Here is a 2,531-nt window from a genome sequence, read left to right as displayed (position 1 = left end):
CCTAGAAAGGTTTACAGAAACTGCCCCTCAAGGAGACTTGGAGTGGCTGTTTTTGTAAATAAAGGAAACGGCCATATGACACGTAGCAGCTGACGACAGAGGCTGACCATTCCGCCTGGATCACCAAGTCAGCAGGGTTGGTTTGCCCTTCTTAAACAAACCCTGGTTGTCTTTACATGATGTCCTGATGTTTCCGACTACGCCAAGAGTGGAGGAATAGGGTGGGGCATAGGGGATAAAGGCGCTCAGTGAATCTCCCACACGGATTACCCTGCACAGCAGGAAAGCTGCTTCACGTCCCTGGTGAAGGTCTGGGCGCAGAGCTTGAGCCCCTCCACCATGGTCAGGTAGGGAAAAAGCTCGTCGCCGATATCCTCGACCGTCATGCGCGCCCGCAACGCCAGCACCGCCGCCTGGATCAGCTCACCGGCCTCCCCTGCCACCGCCTGCACGCCCAGCAAGCGCCCGGTATCACGCTCGGCGACCATCTTGATGAATCCCAGGGTGTCGAAATTCACCAGCGCCCGCGGCACGTTCTCCAGCTCAAGGGTACGCGTCTCGACCTCGATTCCCTGCTCGATGGCCTGGGCCTCTGTGAGGCCCGCCGTGGCCACCTGGGGCTCGGTGAACATCACCCCGGGCATGGCGCCGAGGTCCAGGCGGGCCTCGCCGCCGGTCATGTTGATGGCGGCACGGCTGCCGGCGGCGGCGGCGACATAGACAAACGCGGGCAGCTCGGTGCAGTCACCGGCGGCATGGATGTTCGATACCGTGGTACGCAGGCGATCGTCCACCCGAATCGCCCCCTGCACGGTTGTCACGCCGATGCTCTCCAGGTTCAGGCCCTCGGTGTTGGGGGTGCGGCCGGTGGCGACCAGCAACTGGTCCGCCCGCAGGGTGCCGGCGTTGGTCTCCAGTACGAACTCGCCGTTGACGTGGTCCACGCGGCTGGCCTGGGTCTGCTTGAGGACCTCGATGCCCTCACGCTTGAATGCGGTCTCGACGGCCTCGCCGATGGCGGAATCCTCGGCGGAGAGCAGGTGGCTTCGAGCCAGCACGGTGACCCGACTGCCCAGCCGGGCGAAGGCCTGGGCCAGCTCCAGGGCAACGAAGCCGGCGCCCATCACGATCAGCCGTTCGGGGATGGTGTCGAGCCCCAGGGCGCTGGTGGAGGTCAGGTAGGGCGTGTCGACAAGCCCCGGCACTGGCGGCTCAGCGGGGCGAGCACCGGTGCCGATGAAGGCACGATCGAAGTCGATGATGCGCTCGCCGCCGTCATTCAGCGTGACCGCCAGTCGGTGAGCATCGAGGAAACGCGCCTCACCGCTGAGCACCGTGATGGCCGGATGGTCGCGCAGAATGCTCGCGTACTTGGCCTCGCGCAGCGCCTCGACACGCGCCTGCTGCTGCTCCAGCAGTCTGGGCCGATCCACCTCCGGTGCCTGGGCGCTCAGCCCAGCGTCGAAGGGGCTTTCCCGGCGCAGATGGGCGACATGAGCGGCGCGAATCAGGATCTTCGAGGGCACGCAGCCGATGTTCACGCAGGTCCCCCCCAGAGTGCCACGTTCGATCAGGGTCACCCGAGCACCGCGCTCGACGGCCTTGAGGGCAGCGGCCATGGCCGCTCCGCCGCTGCCGATCACGGCGATGTGCAGGATCTTGTCATCACTCATTCGGGGAGCTCCTCGAGTCTCTGGACGCCTGGCGACAGCAGGCGTCGGTTCGTGTCTTGCGCCACAGTGCATAGGCAATCAGGCCGATGAAGCCGGCCAAGGCGGGCAGCAGCACATTGCACCTGCCGACAGCCATGGGACCACGTCCCGATTTCGATGTCGGCATGCCATCTCCCTTTCATGCGCCATGTTGGTTGGGATAAGGTTACTTCCGTAGTCAGCTACGGAGTCAAGGTGCATGTCGAACGAGTTGGAGTCACTGACCATCGGTGGCCTGGCCAGGGCCGCGGGCGTTCATGTGGAAACCATCCGCTACTATCAGCGGCGCAATCTGTTGACGGTTCCTCCACGGCCTCCGGGGGGCATTCGACGCTATGGCACCGCCGATATCGACAGGCTGGCGTTCGTGAAGACGGCGCAGCAGCTGGGCTTCAGCCTCGACGAGGTCGCTGACCTGCTCCGGCTGGAAGATGGCACCCACTGCCAGGAAGCCAGTGAACTTGCCGAGCATAAGTTGCGGGATGTGCGCGAAAAGCTCGGCAGACTGCAGCAGATCGAGAAGGCCTTGATTGACATGGTGGCCCAATGCCACGCCCAGCATGGCAATGTCACCTGCCCGCTGATTGCGTCATTGCATGAAGGGATAGGGCATGAAGGGATAGGGAAGGCCTGACATCGAAGACAAAGTTATCGGGCATTTGTTTTACACAGAAAGCTTTACCCGATTTCTTTACAAAAAACCGCCCCTCCAGAGCCTCCTGAGAGTCGGTCAGCTCATATAAATAAGTGCCTGATCTTAAGTTTTCGTGTAGTATTGATATTTGGATCACTGACACGGATGAACCCATGGCAAGGCGC

At 62.3% G+C, this 2,531-nt stretch carries 3 protein-coding genes; 1 reads left to right on the top strand and 2 read right to left on the bottom strand.

The annotated features are described in order from the left end of the window. Positions 1-266 precede the first annotated feature (266 nt). The gene (gene merA, locus IBX53_RS15730; protein WP_290911202.1) at positions 267-1,673 is read right to left on the bottom strand and encodes a mercury(II) reductase; all 1,407 of its coding nucleotides are present in this window, start codon (positions 1,671-1,673) and stop codon (positions 267-269) included. Then, on the bottom strand, positions 1,666-1,809 hold the full coding sequence (locus IBX53_RS15725; protein WP_290911200.1) for a mercury resistance system transport protein MerF: 144 nt from the start codon (positions 1,807-1,809) through the stop codon (positions 1,666-1,668). Before IBX53_RS15725 ends, merA begins: the two co-directional genes overlap by 8 nt. Positions 1,810-1,911: 102 nt before the next feature. Between IBX53_RS15725 and merR the strand changes: the two genes are divergently transcribed. Beyond that, positions 1,912-2,346, top strand: a complete 435-nt coding sequence (gene merR / locus IBX53_RS15720) for an Hg(II)-responsive transcriptional regulator (protein WP_290911198.1) — start codon at positions 1,912-1,914, stop codon at positions 2,344-2,346. Positions 2,347-2,531 lie beyond the last annotated feature (185 nt).

It is taken from the genome of Halomonas sp. (assembly GCF_014859505.1).
Taxonomy (GTDB): domain Bacteria; phylum Pseudomonadota; class Gammaproteobacteria; order Pseudomonadales; family Halomonadaceae; genus Halomonas.
This window is presented reverse-complemented; position numbering and strand designations above follow the sequence as displayed.